This is a genomic window from Salmonirosea aquatica, assembly GCF_009296315.1.
Lineage (GTDB): Bacteria > Bacteroidota > Bacteroidia > Cytophagales > Spirosomataceae > Salmonirosea > Salmonirosea aquatica.
In genome coordinates, this window is sequence record NZ_WHLY01000002.1 from 928914 (window position 1) to 947018 (window position 18105).

13 protein-coding genes and 1 riboswitch are annotated in these 18105 nt (G+C 50.2%); of the genes, 10 read left to right on the top strand and 3 right to left on the bottom strand.

Annotated features, from left to right (window positions below; all coding sequences use genetic code 11):
- Nucleotides 1-57: 57 nt before the first annotated feature.
- Complete coding sequence (locus tag GBK04_RS05000; protein WP_373330723.1) at nucleotides 58-273, bottom strand: hypothetical protein; 216 nt, start codon at nucleotides 271-273, stop codon at nucleotides 58-60.
- 517 nt (nucleotides 274-790) lie between these two features.
- Between GBK04_RS05000 and GBK04_RS05005 the strand changes: the two genes are divergently transcribed.
- From GBK04_RS05005 to GBK04_RS05015, 3 genes are all read left to right on the top strand, one after another.
- On the top strand, nucleotides 791-1768 hold the full coding sequence (locus GBK04_RS05005; RefSeq protein ID WP_152757417.1) for a lipid A deacylase LpxR family protein: 978 nt from the start codon (nucleotides 791-793) through the stop codon (nucleotides 1766-1768).
- 22 nt (nucleotides 1769-1790) lie between these two features.
- Nucleotides 1791-2180 carry an SMU1112c/YaeR family gloxylase I-like metalloprotein gene (gene gloA2, locus GBK04_RS05010; RefSeq protein ID WP_152757419.1) on the top strand — a complete coding sequence of 130 codons (390 nt, stop codon included), beginning with the start codon at nucleotides 1791-1793 and terminating at the stop codon, nucleotides 2178-2180.
- A 127-nt stretch (nucleotides 2181-2307) separates the two neighbouring features.
- Nucleotides 2308-5214 carry a T9SS type B sorting domain-containing protein gene (locus GBK04_RS05015; RefSeq protein ID WP_152757421.1) on the top strand — a complete coding sequence of 969 codons (2907 nt, stop codon included), beginning with the start codon at nucleotides 2308-2310 and terminating at the stop codon, nucleotides 5212-5214.
- 74 nt (nucleotides 5215-5288) lie between these two features.
- Here GBK04_RS05015 and GBK04_RS05020 read toward each other — a convergent pair whose 3' ends face one another.
- Together GBK04_RS05020 and GBK04_RS05025 are read right to left on the bottom strand one after the other, a co-directional pair.
- Entirely contained in the window at nucleotides 5289-6332 is a 1044-nt protein-coding gene (locus GBK04_RS05020; RefSeq protein WP_152757423.1) for a homoserine O-acetyltransferase family protein, read from the bottom strand.
- Nucleotides 6333-6481: 149 nt separating this feature from the next.
- Complete coding sequence (locus GBK04_RS05025) at nucleotides 6482-7795, bottom strand: O-acetylhomoserine aminocarboxypropyltransferase/cysteine synthase family protein (protein WP_152757425.1); 1314 nt, start codon at nucleotides 7793-7795, stop codon at nucleotides 6482-6484.
- Between the two features lie 290 nt (nucleotides 7796-8085).
- Nucleotides 8086-8197: riboswitch (SAM riboswitch) on the bottom strand.
- 183 nt (nucleotides 8198-8380) lie between these two features.
- On the opposite strand from GBK04_RS05025, the gene GBK04_RS05030 reads away from it, so the two are divergent.
- The 7 genes from GBK04_RS05030 to GBK04_RS05060 all read left to right on the top strand — a co-directional run bounded on the left by GBK04_RS05030 (nucleotide 8381) and on the right by GBK04_RS05060 (nucleotide 18057).
- Entirely contained in the window at nucleotides 8381-8707 is a 327-nt protein-coding gene (locus tag GBK04_RS05030) for a DciA family protein (RefSeq protein ID WP_152757427.1), read from the top strand.
- Nucleotides 8708-8844: 137 nt separating this feature from the next.
- Complete coding sequence (locus tag GBK04_RS05035) at nucleotides 8845-9825, top strand: ion channel (RefSeq protein ID WP_152757429.1); 981 nt, start codon at nucleotides 8845-8847, stop codon at nucleotides 9823-9825.
- Between the two features lie 10 nt (nucleotides 9826-9835).
- A complete protein-coding gene (locus tag GBK04_RS05040; protein WP_152757431.1) occupies nucleotides 9836-10762 on the top strand; it encodes a S66 peptidase family protein in 927 nt (308 codons plus the stop codon).
- Nucleotides 10763-10792: 30 nt separating this feature from the next.
- Entirely contained in the window at nucleotides 10793-11596 is an 804-nt protein-coding gene (locus GBK04_RS05045) for an SDR family oxidoreductase (RefSeq protein WP_152757433.1), read from the top strand.
- A 430-nt stretch (nucleotides 11597-12026) separates the two neighbouring features.
- The gene (locus GBK04_RS05050; protein ID WP_152757435.1) at nucleotides 12027-15263 is read left to right on the top strand and encodes a SusC/RagA family TonB-linked outer membrane protein; all 3237 of its coding nucleotides are present in this window, start codon (nucleotides 12027-12029) and stop codon (nucleotides 15261-15263) included.
- Nucleotides 15264-15317: 54 nt separating this feature from the next.
- Entirely contained in the window at nucleotides 15318-16769 is a 1452-nt protein-coding gene (locus GBK04_RS05055; protein WP_152757437.1) for a SusD/RagB family nutrient-binding outer membrane lipoprotein, read from the top strand.
- A 163-nt stretch (nucleotides 16770-16932) separates the two neighbouring features.
- Nucleotides 16933-18057, top strand: a complete 1125-nt coding sequence (locus tag GBK04_RS05060; protein ID WP_152757439.1) for an efflux RND transporter periplasmic adaptor subunit — start codon at nucleotides 16933-16935, stop codon at nucleotides 18055-18057.
- Nucleotides 18058-18105 lie beyond the last annotated feature (48 nt).

Sequence of the window (18105 nt, forward strand, 5' to 3'; positions counted from 1 at the left end):
TGGCTCAATAAAATTTGAACAGTACGGACAAGCTTATGCTTTGAGTTCGTCAGTGCTCTACACGGGAGAATACTCGGTGTATTCCTGGGTGCGAAGGTCGGCGAAGGCTTTTTCACGAGCACTGGAACTTTCAAACAACCAGATATCCGAACGACCACTGTAATAATTAAACACAATGGCCTCTTTCCCTCCATTCATGATTTTGGATATGGATTCAACCTGGGCGAGGTTGACCATGAACTCTGTTTTCTGTAAATGCGCAAATTTTGCCATCGGTGACTATAATACAAAGGTTAGCTCGCTAAGGTAGGTACCTTAACCGGACTTTGCCAATGCCGCAGGCCATGGCACAGAAATGTAGGGCCCTATCGCTGTTGGAATTCCGCTGGGAGATATCTTCCAAGCAATAGATAAGGTCGGTCTGACTGTTGGATGCGCAAAAAAATAGCATATTAACCTCTTGATATTCTAAGCATTGTAAAAATTTTATCTTTTATAGGGTACCCTACACATATACATTAAATCGATTAACGTTAACTTTCGTAAAAACAATTACGACCATGGCCAAAGGAATATCGCATCAAAAGGATGAGAAAAAGAAGTCGGAGAAAACTTTGAAAGAAAAACGCGCCGAAAAGAAGGAAAAGCAAAAAGCAAAGAAAGACTGACATCCATCCATAATCAGCGAAGAACGGGGTTCTTCGCTGATTTTTTTGAAGGTACCCTGGGAGCAGGCTTCCGCCGGTCTCGTAGTAAATCTATCTGGCCCGCTGTGACGTACATCCGGTCTATGCGAATCATTTTTTTGTTTCTCCTGCTCTGCGTACTGAACCCCAGTTGGTCTTCGGCCCAACGCATCGACCAAACGGCGGATTTCCGATTTCTTCCAAACGACAAGGGGTACTTCCGGTTTCATTACGACAACGATTTTTTTGCCATGGCTAAAACCGACTATTACTACACCCAAGGATACAGCTTCGAGGTAGGTAGTCCGGTTTTTCGGAAAAATCCGTTGTCCAAAATCCTGCTGCGTTTCAAAGAAAGTGAGCCTACCTACGGACTGGCCTTCGAGCATTTTGGCTTCACGCCTACCAGTATCCGCAGCAATGAAATTCTGGTGGGCGACCGCCCTTTCGCGGGGGTTATTCTGCTCAAATCTTTTGCTACCTCGGTCGATAAAGTACATAAGCAACGATTATCATCGGTGCTGAGTACCGGGATGATCGGCCCAGCCGCCTTTGCCGGACGGATGCAGGCTACCATCCACCACTGGTCGGGCGATGTAGACCCACAGGGCTGGCAATATCAGATCCGAAACGACGTAGCGATCAACTACGAACTCAACCACGAGCGGCAACTGCTGGAGGTACCTCACATCGTCTCGATCCATTCCAACGCCCAGCTCCGGCTAGGTACCCTTTCTGACAAAGTGCAGGCGGGCTTTACGCTCACCCTGGGTAGGTTCGATTCGCCTCTGACTTCTTCCATTCAGCGTTCAGGACACAATTTTCAGTTGTATTTGTACAGTCAGTCGCTGGGCGCTTCGGTCGGGTACGATGCTACGCTGCAAGGCGGGTTATTCAACCAAAATAGTCCGTACACGCTGAAAGCTTCCGAACTGAATCGATTTACTTTTCAAAATAACTATGGCGTTGTGGTTCAATTTTGGAAAATTTACGCCGAATATTACCGAACCTACCTCAGCCGGGAATTCAAAACCGGCCGCGAGCATAGCTGGGGTGGCGTGAAGCTGGGCGTGGCGTTTTAACTAATAACCTATACTAAAATCGATGAATAACCTCACCAAAATCCACCACATTGCCATTATCGCTTCCGATTATCAAAAGTCGAAGATCTTCTACACGGAAGTATTGGGTTTGACCGTCCTTCGGGAGGTGTACCGCGAAGCCCGGCAATCGTATAAATTGGATCTGGCGCTGGATGGTGAGTATATCATTGAACTTTTCTCTTTTCCCAATCCCCCCGCTCGGCCTTCCCGCCCGGAAGCTACCGGGCTTCGGCATCTGGCGTTCGAGGTAGGTGATCTGGATGCTACAATTCAGGAACTCACCAATCACGGCGTGGTAGCCGAGCCGGTCCGGGTGGATGAATTTACGCGGAAACGGTTTACGTTCATTGCCGATCCGGATGACCTGCCGATTGAATTTTATGAAAGATAGCACACCTCCTTTTTTATAACGCACATGTTTTTAACGATCTAATCAAAACCTTCGGAGTACATATATTTTTCAGCTGGCTTGTCGTTGAAAGGTTATATCCTTTGCCCATCCTAAACCTTTCATTCCTATGCGACAGCCACTACCGTGTCTCCTCGTGCTGTGTCTAATGGCAGCAGGTACCCAAGACGTTTCGGCTTCCCACGTCCGGGCGGGCGAAATCACCGCCAAGCGAATCTCAAATACCTCGCTGACTTATGAAATCACCTTTACGGCTTACTACGACGTAGAAAACGGAAAAGGAGCGGCGGACGGGCAGAACAATGTCAGTTTTTATATCGGCGATGTAGGCCCCATCCAAGTCAACCGGAAAGTACCCTATCCCAACATTGGCAACGGCACTACCCGAAACGAGTACACCTTTACTTATACGTTTCCGGCTCCGGGACGATTCACAATCTCGACCTCGATAATAAACCGAAATGCCAACATTTGTAATCTTGGTGGTGGAGACTCCGGGCAAATAGATTTTTTTGTCCGTACTACCCTTATCATCAATTCTTCCCTAGGTCTTAATCGCACTCCAGTGCTCTTGAACCCGCCGATCGACCTGGCCGCCGTGGGCCAGCGCTACATTCATAATCCCGGAGCTTACGATGCCGATGGAGACAGCCTGGCTTATCGGCTGGTGGTTCCTCAGCGTAGCCTGTCGGCAGGAAAGGGAACTGACCTCGGCGTGTATGTACCACCCAACCGGCAAACGTCGTTTGGTCCACCCATCGGCGCCACTGAAGATGGCGCCACGCCTTCGACCTTTACGCTCGATTCGCTCACGGGTGATCTGGTGTGGGATGCGCCGACTAAGCCGTGTTTTTACAATGTCGCATTTGTGGTGGAAGAGTGGCGCAATGGTGTACTGATCGGGGAAATCGTGCGCGATATGCAGATCATCGTGATCGAAAGCCCCAACGACCGCCCCAGACTCGATCCGCTACCCGACCTGTGCGTGGAAGCAGGTACCCTCATTCAGCAAACCATTACGGCCAATGACAAAAACGGCGACCGCCTTACGCTGACTTCCAACAGCGGGGTGTATCTCAGCGACCTGGTACCAGCTCAGAACGCCCAGTTCAGTGTCGTAATGCAAAACGATTTGGGTCAAATAAAGGGTACCTTCCGCTGGCAAACCGGCTGCGATCATATTCGCCTGGAACCTTACGATGTGCTGGTCAAAGTAGAGGATGCGGCCGGGCCTAATTTCCCTAACCCCTCGCTTTTCCGGAAACTGGTGGACATCAAAACGTTCAAAATACGGGTGTATGGTCCCAAACCTCAAAACCTGCGAGCCGAACCCGTGGCGGATGCGACCGCGCGGGCCTTCCGGCTTACATGGAGTGCGTATCAATGTCAGATACCGGGCGCGCAGATCGCCATTTACCGTAAAGTAGGTTGCTCTGATTTCCAGGCCGGGGTTTGCCAGCCGGGTCTGTCGCCAGCCTTGGGTTACGAAGAGGTAGCGCGCGTGGGAGTAGGTGAAACGTTTTTTGTGGACGACAACGGCGGTCAGGGTTTACAACGGGGAATCAGCTATAGCTACCGTCTGGTGGCACTTTTTCCACGCCAGGGTACCCTGGCCGATGATCCCGGTCGCCTGAATGGAGGTGGTAGTAGTCTGCCCTCAGCTGAATTTTGCTCCGACCTACCCCAACTAGCACCCCTCATCACCCATGTCACGGTCGATTCGACCAGCCAGACGCGCGGCGTCATAACGGTGCGCTGGACCCGCCCGGCCGTCGCCGTTCCCGGAGCCGATGCCGGACCTTCGCAGTATCGGCTCTTTCGGGCCACGGGATTGGATGGTACTGATTTTACGCAGATAGCTACCCTTGATACCCGCTTGCAAGCGGGGGTACCTGACACGCTTTTTGTCGATAAAAACCTGAATACCACGCAAAATGCCTACCGCTATCGCGTAGATTATTATTACCCCAATCAAGGTACCTTAACAAAGCTCGAAGAAACAGAACCTGCCAGTAGTGTACGCCTGGAACAGGTGCAGGGTACCAGCGCTCAGGTACGCTTGGCCTGGATGGCGAATGTACCCTGGGATAACACCAACCGCCTGCATCGTATTTATCGGGAAGACCGCAGCCAGCCGGGCACCTTCAATCGGATTGCGGAAGTGCAAGTGCAGGGTTTCGAAACATTTGAATATACGGACGATGGTACCGACCGCTTCGTGGCCGACGGTACCCATACCATCACGTTATCGCCAGACTCGACCTACTGCTATCGCGTAGAAACCGTGGGTTCTTATAACAATACCCGCGTTAGGCCCGCGCTTTTGTACAATTTCTCCCAAACCCTATGCGTCAGTCCCACCGATACCACCCGGCCCTGTCCACCCGTTTTGGCACTGGATATTCCCGACTGCGCTACCTTATCCCCAGATGCCTTTTGCGGACAGTCTGATTATACCAACACACTTAGCTGGAAATCATCTGAAAGTTCTGCCACGGGCGCGGCCTGTGGACGTGGCGTTGTGGCCTATAAAATCTACTTCGCTCGCTACCGCGACGAAGAGCCGACGTACCTGGCTTCCGTGCTACCTCCGCCTATCCCCTTGGCAACGGACTACACCCATACGGGGCTGAGTTCCTTTGCGGGATGCTACTACGTCACGGCGGTGAATCGCTTTGGCCAGGAAAGCACCCCCAGTAATCTGGCATGCCGGGACAATTGCCCGCAATTTGCTCTTCCTAATGTATTTACCCCGAACCTCGACGGAAAAAATGACGAATTCGCTCCGTTGAACTGCCCTACCTTCGTGGAGGAGGTTCAGTTCGTAGCTTTCAACCGCTGGGGTACGAAGGTGTTCGAAACAACGGATGCGACTTTGAAATGGAATGGAAAAAATTCTGCCGGGCAGGATTTACCCTCAGGGCAGTATTTTTATCAGGCTTCGGTGCAGTTCCAGTCCGTGGAACGCGACAGGGTACCCTTGCAGTATAAAGGGTGGGTGCAGTTGGTACGGTAGATAACCAATTATTAAAAAGCGGATTCGGCGATTGAATGCCGAGCCCGCTTTTTATTTCGGTGATGGTATGGATTCTAAGCCATCTCCAGGGTACCCTTGTTTTCCTGCCACGCCCGGATGACTTGGGTGAGTTGCTTGTATTCGATCAGAAAACCGTCGTGCCCGTAGAGTGAGTCAATTTCCTGGTACTCGGCATCGGGAATGTGGCGCGCCTGGAACTGCTGTTCCACTGTCGGAAACAACATATCCGATTTGATGCCCAACACCAGCGTACGGGCTTTCACCATACCCAGAGCATTGACGATGCCGCCCCGGTTACGCCCTACATTGTGTGAGTCCATGACTTTGGACAGCACCCAATAGGAAAACGCGTTGAATCGCTTCATGAATTTTTCGCCCTGGTACCGCTGGTACGATGACGCCCGAAACTCATCGATCTGGTCGGGGTTGTCGCGCGCCTGCGTGAAATTGTAGGTGTCGTAGTTACGGTAGGACAGCAATGCGATGGACCGCGCCGCGCTCATGCCCAGCATGCCCGCTTCGGGCGAAGCTTGCGTCCAACTTGCATCAGCCTGAATAGCCATCCGTTGTGATTCATTGAAGGCAATGCCCCAGGAAGAATGTACGGCGTTAGAAGCGATCAGAATCAGCTCATCAAATAAATCGGGTTCCTGAATAGCCCATTCCAGCGACTGCTGTCCGCCCAAAGAACCGCCCAAACACACGCTAATGCGCTCAATTTCCAATTCCTGGCGCAGTAGGTCCAGGGCAGCTACCACATCGCGTACCGTCAGGGTAGGGAAATCGTGGTAGTAGGGTTGCTGCGTCAATGGATTGATGGAAAGCGGCCCCGTAGAGCCGTAAGCAGAGCCCAGCACATTGGCACACACGATGAAATGCCGGGACGGATCGAAATGGGTATTTGCACCTACCAGGCCGTCCCACCATTCGGCGGCATTGGCACTACCCGTCAGCGCATGGCATACCCACACAATGTTATCGTCATTGGCTGAACGAGTGCCACAGGTAGTGTAGGCCAATTCAAAGCCGGGCAGTTCGCGGCCCGATTCGAGCGTAAAGGTATAAGGATATTTAAAGGTCTTTTTCTCAGGTTGCATACGTGCCCAACCACTTGTTAATGGAGAATTGGAAAGAGGGAATGGAGAATGAATACTCGCTGATTCTGGACAAATCAATCCGGTAAGTCAACTATTTTCCCAAAAGTAAACTACGGCTCCGGTTTGCTGCCGGAGCCGTAGAAGTCGAATCAGGCGGGTACTGAAATCTGGGCAAAGGCTTGCTCCAGATCGGCCTTAATATCCTCGATGTGTTCGATCCCTACCGATACACGCAGCTCGCCGGGCGCAACACCCGCGGTGAGCTGGTCGGCGGCGGAAAGTTGCGAGTGCGTGGTACTGGCGGGATGAATGATCAGGGTTTTGGAGTCGCCCACATTGGCCAGGTGGCTGATCATCTTCAATGAATTTACAAAATGGTCGGCTGCCTCCTTACCGGCTTTCAACTTAAAAGAAAGCACCGCTCCTGAACCCCGTGTGAGGTACTTGGCTGCTATCGCATGGTACTTGCTGGACGCCAGGCCGGAATAATTTACAGATTCCACATCGGCATGGCCTTCCAGCCATTGGGCCAGGGCCAGGGCATTTTCACAGGCCCGCTCTACCCGAAGCGATAGGGTTTCGAGGCCTTGTAGCAGCAGGAACGAATTGAATGGACTCTGGCTTGGGCCCCAGTCGCGCAGACCTTCCACCCGTGCCCGAATGATAAACTGAATGTTACCAAACGGTCCGTTCATGCCAAACACATCGTTCATCACCAGGCCGTGGTAGCTGGGCGATGGCTCGGTGAACTGGGGGTACTTGCCGTTACCCCAGTCGAATTTGCCGGAATCCACAATGACGCCCCCCATTGTGGTACCATGACCGCCAATCCACTTGGTAGCCGACTCGACAACGATATGAGCACCCCATTTGAGCGGCTGGCAGATCGCCCCACCCGCGCCGAAAGTATTGTCCACGATGATGGGCAGATCATGCTTTTTGGCTAGTTCGGCAAACGCCTCGAAATCAGGGACACTATAACTCGGATTGCCGATGGTTTCGAGGTAGATCGCCTTGGTTTTGTCGTCGATCAGTTTTTCGAAACTCGATACGTCGTCGCCATCCGCGAAGCGAGCTTCCACGCCAATGTTCTTGAACGAATTCTTGAACTGGTTGTAGCTACCGCCGTACAGGAAGGAAGTCGTAACGAAATTATCACCGACCGATGTAATGTTGTTGATGGCCAAAAACTGCGCGGCATGGCCCGACGCCGTGGCCAGCGCCGCTACGCCGCCTTCCAGGGCTGCCATGCGCTTCTCGAACACGTCGGTGGTAGGATTCATAATACGGGTATAGATATTCCCGAACTCTTTCAAAGCGAACAGGTTAGCACCATGCTCGGAATCATTGAACGTGTAAGAGGTCGTTTGGTAAATGGGTACCGCCCGCGATTTGGTCGTGGGGTCTGGCTCCTGGCCGGCGTGCAGTTGGAGAGTTTCGAAACGTTGGGGATCTTGTGACATAATTGGTTATGGGTTTAATTGTGTAATTGTTGTACTGCGAGCATTTTATACTATTTATCTGATTTTCAGTAGGGTAGTCTTCTTATTTGCGATGTACCGGAAACACAGGAAATATGTGCAGCCATGTATAGCAGCAGAAAGAAAACCCAAAAGGAATTCTTCCGCGCTAGATACACATGCAACAAAAAACACCATCCCGGCTGGCCCTAGCAAGTTGAGATGGTACAGGTGAGTAGCAGCGGGCTACTCCGAAAACGGAATGAGGTTGGTTCTGATTCATGCGCGGTTTGAGTTTATATTTCCTAACTGCTTAGGTGGGAGTTAGCACCTTGTCCCGGTTGCGCGTGGGATAGGTTGCCAGAGGTTCTGTGAGCCCATTCTCTAGCCTCTTCTTTATAAATCAACCGCCGGTGGTGAAGCAATTGACTTGATGACGCAATATTAAGCCCCAATGCAGGGAATTCCAAGCCCGATTCGGTATTTTTTGCGAAACTGATTTTTCTGCTCTGCATCGCTGTCCTTCGCCTTTCGGGGGATTTTTCGGTCAAAGTTATTCCCTATCTTTGTACAAAGCATCTTCAAAACATGGCTCAATACTACAAATTCGATAAAGAGCGGGCCGCCCGCAAGCCCGGCGTTACGCCCTTGAAAGAGGCTATTGAGCGCATGTTCAGTGCGCATCACATGAAAAAGGGTTTTGAGGAAAGCTACGTGAGTGCCCACTGGGAGAAAATCATGGGCCTGCCCATATCTTCACGTACCCAGAAAGTGTATGTGAAAGACCGGGTATTATTTTTACAGATTGAATCGGCTCCCCTGCGCAATGAACTCGTTCACGCCAAGAAAAAGATCATCGAACTCATCAACCGTGAAATGAAGGGTGATTTAATTGAGGAGGTGGTTTTTATTTAGCGTATAGTCCGGTGTATCACAGATCCCTATTCTTTATTTTTAGTATTACTGGTTTCAGCCAACTACTTTACCACTCAATCGTATGCAGTTGGTGATCCAGGGAGCAGACATTGTCGACTCTCCACTGAATAAAAAACATGGCAAAAAAAATACCTTCCCGTTCCAAGAGTTCCATGCTGACCCAGGAAGAAAACCGCAAGGATCTTGGATTTGGCACCAAAATAACTAGTGAACGGGTCCGGCTGATCAATAAAGACGGCACTTTTAATGTAAGACGGGTAGGCGACTCGTTCTTGAATAGTGTCAACTGGTACCATCGGTTGATCATTCTGGGCTGGAGAAAGTTTTTCGGTATTATTTTCCTCTTTTATTTCCTACTCAATATTGTCTTTGCCTGTCTTTATCTGTTCATTGGGATTGAATACCTGGAAGGTATCAGTAACGAGCACCAGCAACCTGCCTTTTGGGAAGCTTTCTTCTTCAGTGCCCAAACCCTGACGACCGTAGGGTACGGTCGCATAAGTCCTACGGGCTTTTGGGCCAATAGTGTGGCGGGGCTAGAGGCCTTGATTGGTTTGTTGCTCATAGCGCTGGCTACGGGCTTGTTCTACGGGCGTTTTTCCCGCTCGGTACCCCGCATCCGATTCAGTAAAAATATTGTCGTGGCGCCCTACCTGGACATCAACGGCCTGATGTTCCGCATTATCCACGAACGGGACAACGAATTGATCGACCTGGATGTGGAAATGACGCTTTCGTGCCTCGATACCCTGCCGAGTGGCGCTAAAATCCGCAAATACTACCCCTTGGATCTGGAGCGTGATCACGTGAATTTTTTTCCGCTCAACTGGACCCTGGTCCATCCCATTACCGAAGACAGCCCACTGGCTAACGCAACGGAGAAAAGCCTGGCTGATGCCGACGCCGAATTTCTAATCATGATCCGGGCCATCGACGAAACCTTCATGCAGCAGGTCCACGTCCGGTTTTCGTACCATTATGAAGAGCTGCTCTGGGGAGCTAAGTTTGAACCCATGTTCGATACGAGCGTGCAAGGCGATATTGCCGTGCGGGTTTCGGACATTGACCGCTACCAACCTGCTTCTTTAAACACCTGACTTTCTCCCGATGACCCTATCCCTCCTTCTCCCTCCTTATCTACAGCCTGGCGATACCGTGGGTGTGCTGGCTCCGGCGAGTAAAGTCAGCTATGACGATTGTGTCGCCGGACTCCATGTTTTAAGGAACGAGTGGCACCTGAATGTGGTCGAATGCCCGACACTCTGGAGCGAGTACTACCAGTATTCAGGTACCGATCAGCAACGCCGCGACGATATGCAAAGCCTGCTGGACAATCCTGATGTAAAGGCCATTCTGGCGGCGCGGGGCGGCTATGGCTGTTCGAGAATAGTAGATGATCTGGATTTTACAGCTTTCGAGCAATCGCCCAAATGGCTGGTTGGTTTCAGTGATCTGACTGCGCTGTTGGCTCACCTGGGTACCCTTGGTTACGCGAGCATCCACGGCCCTATGGTGAAGACAATGGCTCATGAAGGCGGCGAGCAGGCGCTGGAATCGCTTCGAAAAGCTCTTTTTGGCGAAAGTATGGCTTATTCGGTTCCTGCACATCCACTCAATCGGCCAGGAATCGCTGACGGATTAGTCATGGGGGGCAATCTGTGTCTACTGGCTCATTTGGTTGGGTCGAGTTCGGAGGTTGACACACAAGGTACCCTCCTGTTCATCGAGGACATCAATGAGTACCTTTACAACATCGATCGCATGATGATCCAGCTTAAGCGCGCCGGAAAACTCCAAAATCTGGCGGGATTGATCGTGGGTCAGTTTACCGAAGTGCGCGATAATTCGGATCCGGCTTTTGGAAAAACTGCCTACGAAATCATAGCGGACCATACCCAGGAGTACAGCTTTCCCATCTGTTTCGATTTTCCAGTCGGCCATGTGGCCGACAACCGGGCTCTGCCGGTAGGTCTTATGGCTACCCTGGATGTGAGCGAGTACGGCGGGCAGCTACGGTACCCAACAAATTCATAACGATTCTTTTCAAAAACCATCAACTTCCCTTTGAGCACCTACTTCAATCAAAAAGTCGTCTGGATCACCGGCGCTTCCTCAGGCATTGGCGAAGCCCTCGCCCTTGAACTTGCCAAAGCGGGCGCTACCCTGGTACTGAGCGCCCGTCGCGTCGAAGAACTCGAACGTGTGAAGCAAAGTACCAGTCTCCCAGCCGAACGCGTCATGGTTCTTCCACTGGACGTGACGAAATTTGAGTTAGCGGCCGAAAAAGCGGCCGAAATCATAACCCGCTTCGGCCGTATCGACGTCATGGTACACAATGCCGGCGTAAGTCAGCGTTCGTATGTGCGTGATACCTCCCTGGACGTTTACCAGCGGATCATGGATGTTGATTTTTTTAGTACCGTGGCCCTTACGAAGGCCGTGCTGCCTTACATGATCTCGCAACAAAACGGGCATTTCATCGTCATCAGCAGTGTGGCGGGTAAGGTAGGTACCCCCATGCGTTCAGGATATAATGCGGCCAAACACGCCTTGCACGGGTTCTACGATTCACTGCGGGCCGAGGTATTTGATGATAACATACGCGTGACCGTAGTGTGTCCGGGGTACATCAAGACCAACGTATCGCTGAATGCCCTGGATAGCCAGGGTGACAAGTACGGGCAAATGGATGCCAATCAGGCAAAAGGAATGCCCGCCGATGTCTGCGCCCGGAAAATCCTGCATGCCGCCGCCCAGGATCAAAAGGAGGCTTTCATTGGCGGGCTTACCGAAATGGCCGCTGTATACCTGAGAAGGTTATGGCCTTCCTTTTTGTTTAAAATGGTACGCAAAAACACCCCTCAATAACTATAATCGACTTTATGGTTCTTAAATAATGGGATAGACAATAAATAAATTAATGCCTCATAATACTTTTTTTTGTAAAAAAAATCCTACTTCAAAAAATTTCACTAAATACAAAAAATTGTACGTAATTAAGAAAGATTTTTTGTAATCAATACCGCCCCAGGCCTCCATCAGGAGGCCTTTTTTATCCCAAAATCATCCGCTGTTCAAAGGCCAGTCTTGTGTGCGCACGAGCGTTGGCACGAACTTTGTACTAAAACACAATGTGTCACTAATGATCATTATTCAGTGACTATGAATATATTGCCTCTGGTTCGGGGCGGTTTTGTAAAATAACTGCTTGAACATAAACGTTTCAGTAGTTGTTATAACAACGCAAAGGATTACCTTTGCAACTTTAATAATTTCATCAATCACATAACCTAATCGTATGAGGAAGTTTTTAGGACTATTCTTGGGATGCCTGTTTCTGATCGGAACACAGGCAATTGCGCAAGATCGAACCGTTACCGGTAAAGTAACGGCAGAGGATGGCTCGGTGCTACCGGGCGTCAACATCTCGGTCAAAGGTACCACCCGCGGTACCACCACTAATGGCGAAGGTATGTACCAGATCGCCGCTTCATCAACTGCAACGTTGGTTTACAGCTTTATCGGATTTCAGAACACTGAAGTTCCGGTCGGCAACCAATCCACCATCAACGTCTCACTCACAACCGACGTCAACCAATTACAGGAAGTCGTGGTAACGGCACTTGGTATTTCACGTGATAAGAAAGCACTGGGCTATTCGGTGCAGGAAGTAAAAGGTGAAAACCTGACTGTAGCCCGTGATCCCAATGTAGCCAATGCATTGGCCGGTAAAGTGGCCGGGGTACAGGTACTTGGTCAATCAGGTGCCAAGTTCGGTACACCTTCTATCCGTATCCGGGGTATCAACTCGTTGACGGGCAGTGATCCCCTCTACGTGGTAGATGGTACTCCCACGGACATCAGCCAGGTAAACATGGACGATGTAGAGGCCTTGACAGTTTTGAAAGGTCCTTCGGCGACGGCACTGTATGGAAACCGTGCTTCGGCGGGCGTAATCGTAATCACGACCAAGCGGGCCAAAGCGGGCGAAACCAGCCTGAATGTCAACCACAGCTCTACTCTGGACATGGTAGCACTGTTGCCCGACTATCAGAATGAGTACGGCGGTGGCTATTCGCAGGATTTTGACACATTCCAATTTAATCCGGCCATCCACCCTGCCGACTGGGCTGCATTCGACGGTCAACGTATTCTGGACTACTCCGCTGACGAAAGCTGGGGTCCTAAGCTGGATGGACAACCCCACCGCTCAGCCGCTTCCTGGGTTCCGGGAACGCCTAAGTTTGGGATACAGACTCCTTACGAAGCCCAACCCAACAACGTACGGGATTTCTTTGAAAAGCCTGTAAGTAGCAACACCAACATTGCTTTTGCGCGGGGCGGCGAGTTTTACAATAGCCGTATTTCGTACACGCACATCATCAACAATGGTATAGTACCTAACAGTAGCCAAACCAAGGACTATGTATCGGCAAAAAACTCTATTTCATTCTCAAAAAGGCTGATCGCTGATCTGAACATTAACTACACTTCTACTAAAAATAACAATATCCCTGCCGACCGTTACGGATCTTCGGGCGGAACGGGGACCAGCAATTCACTGTTTGGTGTCGGAAGCTCAACCCTGAGCGGCTTCAACCAGACGATCGGTTCTTTCAACCAGTGGTTCCAGCGCCAGTTGCGTATCGAGGATTTACGTGATTATAAGAACGCCGACGGTACGTTCCGTAGCTGGAATATCGGTGGTCCTCTTGACCCCAAGCCCAAGTACTGGGACAGCCCTTACACTCAGGTATATGAGAATACCAATCTGGCTCGCCAGCAACGGTTGTTCGGAGACATTGGTTTAACGTACAAAATTCTAGACAATCTGACGGCTTCGGCCAAGGTACGTCGTGATTACGGTTCGTACGTCAATCAAGGCCGCATTGCCGCAGGTACCCTTAATGAAGGGGGTAAGGGGGGATTTGCCTACCTAACTGGCTTACAGTTGGAAAACAACTACGAAGGCTTGTTAAGCTACAATCAGGATTTTGAAAATTTCTCCCTGGTGGCCAACGCTGGCGGTAACATCCGCTACAACCGCACGGAAGGTACCTTCCAATCTACCGTAGGAGGCTTAACTTCCCCAGGATTCTACGCCATCGGTGCCTCTGTAAATCCTGCCATCTCACAAAACTATCTATATGAGCGTCGGGTCAATAGCCTCTTTGGCAATGTAAGCCTGGGCTTTAAAGATTTTGTGTTTGTGGAAGGATCTATCCGGAACGACTGGTCTTCAACGCTGCCTAAAGCCAATAATTCGTACCTGTATCCTTCCGTTTCGGGTAGCGTGGTATTCACTGAGTTCATTCCTCGCAACAATATCCTTTCTTTCGGTAAGATCCGGGCTGGGTATGCTCAGGTAGGTACAGATGTAGATCCTTACCGCACTGCTTTGACATATACGGTTGGCACCTTCACCTACGGTGGCAATTCGTTATCTTACCTTCCCAGCCAGCTTCCTAACGCTAATCTGAAGCCAGGTCTTTCTTCATCGTACGAAGCAGGAATTGATTTGAGGTTGTTTAACAATGTATTAGGCGTTGAATTTACCGCTTACCAAAATAACAACCGCAACCAGATTATTCCATTGGCAGTAGCCCCTACCAGCGGATTTAGTAATGCTATCGTTAATGCCGGCTTGATCAAGACATCGGGTTTGGAATTGCACATCTCAGCTACCCCAGTAGAAACCAGCAGCTTCTCCTGGCAAATCGACCTGAACGCAGACCGTAACCGTTCGGAGGTAGTAGAATTGGCCGAAGGTCAGCAAAACTACCAAATCGACGGTCCGCAGTGGCGTACACTTACGCTCAATGCCCGCATTGGGGACAACGGCGATGCACTTCCCTGGGGTACCCTGATAGGCCAAGGCATCAAGAAAGACGCCAATGGCAACCGGGTAGTGTATTCACCAACGGCTGAGAACATCGAAAGCGGTATCGCTGGACTTTACGTGAAAGAGAATAATGTAAACCTGGGCTCAGTACTGCCTAAGTTCAAAGGTGGATTGCTGAATACATTCAAGTATAATGACATCACGCTGCGAATCAATACCGACTTCGTTGTAGGTGGCAAATTCTTCTCCACTACCAAGATGTTCAACAATTATTCAGGTCTTGGCGCTGAAACGGCAGGTTTGAATGAGCTAGGCAATCCTAAGCGTGACGATCCGGCTAATGGCGGTGGTGTGATTTTGGACGCTGTTACCGAGGACGGTCAGCCCAACACGTACCGTGTCGATACGCAGAACCTGTACGAGAACTGGTTGTTCGCACTGAATGAGGAGTATATCTACAATAAAACGTACGTCAAACTTCGCGAAGTAGCCCTGGGCTATAACCTGCCCAAGCGTGTACTGGGTAAGTTCATCAAATCGGCCAACGTATCGCTGATCGGTCGTAACCTGTTGCTGATTTACAGCGCTGTAGGTGGTGGAATCGACATTACTGAGACCGAAACCCTCTGGTACGAAGGTGGTCAGTTGCCTCCTGTACGTTCCATGGGTGTTAACGTACGTCTTGGTTTCTAATCCACTCCAACAGTAGTTAAAAATTAAATTCTAAATTGACCAAATACAATATATATGAAAAAGCTATGGTTTAAAGCAGCCATTGCCTCCTTTGCCCTGGTAACGGTGGTGGGATGTAATGACTTCGGGGACATGAATGTGAACCCCAATAACCCGTCGGTACCTAACGCGGCCAGCTTGCTGACCGGCGCGGAACGTAACGTCGGTGCCATCAACGGCCAGGTAGGGCCAGGCGGTGCTAACAGCGCTCCTGCACTCTATGTGCAACACTTGTCAGACGTGACTTATATTGAAGACTCACGCTACAAAACGATCAACTTCAACTACAGCGGCTGGTATACTGGTCCACTGAACAGCTTGCAGCAGATCATCAATCTGAATACCAATGATGAGACCAAAACGGCTGCCGCCGCTTTTGGATCCAATGCCAATCAGATTGCCACGGCCCGGATTCTGAAAGCCTATTTTTATCAGTGGATTACCGACCGCTGGGGTGATATACCCTATACCGAAGCACTCAAGGGACAGGAAAACTTCTCGCCCGCTTTCGACAAGCAGCAGGACATTTACAATGATCTGTTCAAGGAGTGGAAAGAAGCGGTTGCACAGTTTGACAATGGCCCTACGGTGAAAGGTGAAATTATTCTGAACGGCAACATTGCCCGCTGGAAGAAGTTTGCCAATTCATTGCGCCTGGTTGCTGCTCTTCGCATTTCCGAAGCAGACGCCGCAAAGGGAGCCGCTGAATTTAAATCAGCTCTGGCTGACGGAGTATTTACCTCCAATGCCGACAATGTACAATACAAGTACCTGAGCGATCTGAATAACGAGAATCCGCTGTACAACAACTACCAGACCAACAACCGGAAGGATTTCGCGGTCAGCAGTACCTATGTGGATTATCTGAAGAAAGTAAACGATCCCCGTTTGCCTTTCATGGCTTCCAAGAATATCCTGGGCGAGTATCGTGGGGTACCTTACGGCGTATTCCCTGTTACCTGGAAAGCACAGGACATTTCACTGGTAGCTCCTACCCTGAGCGCACAAACCGCACCGATCAACATCCTGACCTATGCTCAGATTTTGTTTGCCCAGGCTGAAGCCGCCCAGCGGGGCTGGATCACGGACGATGCCAAGACACTGTACGAAGCAGCCGTTAAAGCTTCACTGCAACAGTGGATGGGTGCTTCCTACACGGAGGACGCCTATACGGCCTACATTGCTCAACCCGATGTAGCCTACTCAGCGGCCAATGCACTCGAGCGGATCGGTACGCAGCGCTGGATCGCCCTCTTTTTCCAGGGTACCGAGGCGTGGGATTCGTGGCGGCGGATCGGCTTTCCTAAGCTGACCCCCGCTCCTACCACACTGAACGGTGGTACGGATATTCCTGTACGCACTGCGTATCCTACTACAGAGTTCACTCTGAATAAGGATAACTACAACGCCGTGATTGCTCGTCAGGGAGCGGATACTCAGTATACTCCCGTTTGGTGGGATAAGTAATTTTCTTAAAGCATACAATAAAAAATGCCCGGCAAAGCCGGGCATTTTTTATGAGCTGTTTCGTTATAATTTGGTTCATTCACAAACTTCTACCCATTCGTGCTTGTTCAGACGAGGAATGCGTTAAATTTGTTTTCCGATTCTGTGTTTCACCCACTTTTCCATGAATAAAACAACAAAACGCCTCATTACCGCCCTAATTATTGTTTTTCTAATAGGGTTGGCCTTTTATCCTCGTATAAAAGAGTACCTGGCTACTTCTAACAAACCGGAAGAAGCTGAAAAGGGCCCTAAGGCAGGCGGAGGGGGTAAAACGGTCGTCTCTGTGATGGTAGTAGAACCAGCAGCCCTGAACGATATTGTAAAGACGACTGGTACCGTACTCGCCAACGAAGAAGTCGAGATAAGAAGCGAAATATCAGGTAAGATTACCAATCTATATTTCAAGGAAGGACAGTATGTTCAGAAGGGTACCGTCCTGTTAAAAATTAACGATGACGATTTGCAGGCTCAGCTGAAAAAACTGGAATACGGCAAAAAACTCTCGGAAGATAATGAATACCGGCAACGCCAACTGCTGGAAAAAGAAGCGATCAGCCAGCGGGAATACGACATCAGCCTTACTACCGTAAAAACAAACGAGGCCGACATCGAAAACATAAAAGCCCAGCTGGCCAAGGCTACCATTCGGGCTCCTTTTAGCGGGCGACTTGGACTCCGGTACGTAAGTGAAGGTAGCTATATTACCCCCACATCCCGAATCAGTACCCTGACCAACACCAATCCTGCCAAAGTAGAATTTTCGGTACCTGCCAAATATTCGGACCGGATCAAAGCGGGAAGTACCATAAAGTATACCACTGAAAGCTCGGATGCCGAATATTCGGGACGTGTGTACGCCGTAGATCCTAAGATAGACCCTCAAACCCGTACCTTACAAATGCGGGCTACCAGCCCAAATGGCAATGGTTCACTACTGCCCGGTGCTTTTGCCCGGATCGAGTTAATTATCGGATCGAGGGGTACCGCCATTACGGTTCCTAATGAAGCCATTATCCCGGAAGAAAATGGTCATAAGGTATTTTTAGTCAAATCAGGCAAAGCTACCCCCCGTTCGGTGGATGTAGGTATGCGGGGCGAGTTCGACATGGAAATCACCAAAGGCCTTTCGGCGGGTGATACACTCATTACAACCGGTATTTTGCAGGTAAAACCCGACGGTCCCGTCGAAATCCGGAACGTAGTCAATGCGGGTACCACAGGCGTGGGCGCCAAGTCTAGCTTATAAAAAATATCTAATAGCTGTACATTGATAGCATTACTACAATCACTTCCC